This is a genomic window from Bacillus sp. JJ1474 (assembly GCF_036965225.1).
Lineage (GTDB): Bacteria > Bacillota > Bacilli > Bacillales > Cytobacillaceae > Cytobacillus.
Genome location: NZ_JBALPC010000174.1, coordinates 1 through 3,285, shown reverse-complemented (window position 1 = coordinate 3,285; position 3,285 = coordinate 1). Strand labels below are relative to the sequence as shown.

Below are 3,285 nucleotides of genomic sequence, written 5' to 3'. Positions count from 1 at the left end.
ACAATAACTTCAACAAAAATAAGCATTAATCCTTCTTGGATTAATGCCCCCCGTTAGCACAATAAGACCCCTTATGCTTTAACATTTGATTTTATATTTTCAACAATTACGAGTAAAAAATATAAAAGAATGAATACGATAGAACTGCCCAGATATAATTCGAATTTTGATGAAAACATTTCTATTGTCCAACCATCTTCTGGCAACAAAAATGCAGCTAAAAAATTGGAGATCCCTATACCATCATTCACTTCAGAAATTATACTTGTTGTGTAATTTTGACCTAAAGCAACACTTGAAAGAATTGTGAATGCTATCATTGGTATTACTGCTTGAGACATTTTCAGTGTTCTCTTTGAAATAAAAACTCCCACTATAATTCCGTACAACAATATAATGAAAACCATAAAATCCCTCCCTAATTATTCCCTTAAAGTTAGTACGATTTAAATGCCTATAAGTTCCAATTTTAGATTGTTCTTGTTGAACTAACCTGCTCGTTAGCACAACAAGAATAAAGATGCTGCCGCTGCAACACCTTGTTTAACTCTTGCACCCGTTAGTGCAACAAGGAACTCAATTTTATAACAAGTTACACAAGTCGAAAATTTTCCGATTCAAGTCTGTTTAACCAGTTATGAACTAATGCATTAAATACATCGGTTTGTTCGATTTGTAGGTTGTGACCAGCCATATCAAGAACTGAAAAAGTTGCCCTCGGATAATCCTCAATAAGTCGCCAGACATCGTGATATCCGACTATATGGTCTTGGTGACCTGTTATAATTAGCGTGGGATATTCCAGTTTAGACGAAATATCGAAAGTAAAGCCATATCCGTTTTGACGGATGTAGTTCAGGAATTCTTCATTTGTTTGTTTAGAAGGAAGTAAAATTTCATTTCTAAACCTCTCCCATTCAGTTTGACCTTGCACCACCCCCATTGAGCAAAATTCCTCAGCATCCTCTGGAGACAAAAGAGATATCAAGTTGCTATCTCTTTTTATAATGGTCTGCTATGGTACTACTCTGTCATTGAATTCAGGTATTGTCATTGGCGCAATCAGTAGTAATCCACGAACTGTATTCTGTCGTAAACTGGCTATACCTCTCGCAATGTACCCTCCATATGAATTACCACAAATAATAAACGGTTCACCAGGGATAAGTTGGTCTAAAAGATGTAATATTGCTTCTAACATATCATCAGAGTTATGAATAGATGGTTGTGGCTCGGATTGCCCCATTCCTGGCATATCTATGTATATTCTTTTCCATCCGCTTCGTTTCTCAAATAACGGTTCCATTGCATGTAACATTACTTGATGGTCAAGTGTCCAACCATGCAACATAACGATAGGATATCCTTCTCCAATTACCTTATGGTAAATCGACATGTATTCTTCCCCCTTTTCCTGTAAACGAGATTAATCAATAAATCAAGCATATACAAAATTGTAAAAATAATGAAGGGAATTATTCAATTAACCTAGGGTAAATCATTGCACTTGTTAGAATACCTAATCCGAAAGAACTTACAATATATCCGATTAACTTTCTATCCAATTTCATCCCCCCTTACCCAAGGATTGCACCCGATAGTCTAAGTAGTTTTCTTCACAACGTCTACCCAACATATTGAAGAATTAACCGATATAATGCTATGCAAAGTCCTAAAATACTTGCTTTCATTTTAGAAGGATGGTTTCTTTTGCTACGAAACAAGTAAAAGAAAATTACTATAAATCCCAAGGGTATCCATAACTGAAAGACACCTTCTTTTGTACTTTGGGAATAAATTGGAGTAATATATGTGCTAATTAGAAAATAAAAGAATACTGTAAACCGTCGTGTTTCTAATTGCCTGCTCCACCTTAACAAAAAAAAATAATTATTATTGCGATTATTGTAATGTATAAAGGAGGTAGAACAATAGCACCGTTACCAAATTTGAATTCCATTCCAGATTCCCCTCCTTTTTTAGTTATCCACCCGTTAATTTAAGTACAATCCTTCACAAAGTTTAGTGGAGTAACTCTTCTTTCAATTTCACTTCATATAGTCGCATTGCACTTAAATCCCCTCGATATGCAAATATTTCTTTTGCAATTAAATCACGGAGTCGATATTCTATCCATTGATCTCCAGTGTATTGCTGCATATGACCAATAACTTCACCAATCAAACGTGCCGCTTTCATATAATCATGCTTACCTTGTTCTTTATGTAATTTCTTTGCACATTGAATTATAAAATCATCATCTCGTTCGACATCTGAATGCCAAAGCTCTTCATTCTCCCAAGTTCTCAAAAGACTTTCACTCAACAGTAAATTACGCCCTTCGTCAAGAAGAGCATGACGTTTTGCACAATTCATCGGTCTAAGCTCAAATTGCTCATAAAATTGAAGCAGTTTTTCTGGAGCTAGTTCTCCAGATGTACGAGGATACTGTTCCTCTTCTAGCATAGGGTATGTATAGAGCTCATGAAATGCTTTAAATGTGTTGAGTTCGAACACTTCATTTACTTTATTCTGTAATAAATAAAGGACAATACGCAGTCCTATTTGCTCAGCGGCGTTCTCACATGTCCAAATAATTATCTGTTGATAAGGTGCTATTCCATTTATTTTCTCTATTCCCTTTAACAAACCCTGTTTATATTCTTCAAGATCATTGAAGTCATCGCGATAGTGTTCCTTAAACCATTGAAAACGATTTTCTATCCCCTTTTTTGTATGTAGTGATTCTATTGGACCAACTGATAAAATATGAGGCAATACAATGATTTCTTCTGTTTTTGCGTATGGAGTATTGCGAAATGCAAATTTTAAGCTACCTGCGGGCGAATCTCCAAATACAATATGTACCGTTTGTCGATGTTCTATTTTTTCTTCATTACTCGAAACTTTAATCAATGATTTCTTCATTGATTGTAGAATTCTAATCATTCCATCTTCTTCATATTGTTCAGCACGTTTAAATATTAAATTTAGAAGAGCCTTTGCCTCACGTTCATCAAGTTTTGAAATAGCTTGTTTTAATTGATTTATATTCTCCATTTTTCCTCTCCTTTTTTCTCTTAATGATAGCTCATTATGTTAATAACTGAGCGTAAAAGTAAGAATTTTTTGTATAGCCTTGTTCAAGTAAACTGCTTCAATAGTAGAAGAAGCGACAGCTTTGTTAAGCTATCGCTACCCGTTAGTTATACATAAAGACTTACACATTAATTGCATATTATATAAATGATGTGACAATAAGTCATTATTTCTTACATTTTCGTT

2 protein-coding genes and 1 pseudogene are annotated in these 3,285 nt (G+C 34.5%); all 3 read right to left on the bottom strand.

Going from position 1 to position 3,285, the window contains the following annotated elements:
• Positions 1-71: 71 nt before the first annotated feature.
• Positions 72-407, bottom strand: coding sequence for a hypothetical protein (locus V7164_RS19095; RefSeq protein WP_335354926.1), 336 nt, complete (start codon positions 405-407; stop codon positions 72-74).
• 185 nt (positions 408-592) lie between these two features.
• Positions 593-1,396, bottom strand: a pseudogene (locus V7164_RS19090) (alpha/beta fold hydrolase).
• Positions 1,397-2,022: 626 nt separating this feature from the next.
• Complete coding sequence (locus V7164_RS19085) at positions 2,023-3,060, bottom strand: DUF1835 domain-containing protein (protein WP_335354925.1); 1,038 nt, start codon at positions 3,058-3,060, stop codon at positions 2,023-2,025.
• Positions 3,061-3,285 lie beyond the last annotated feature (225 nt).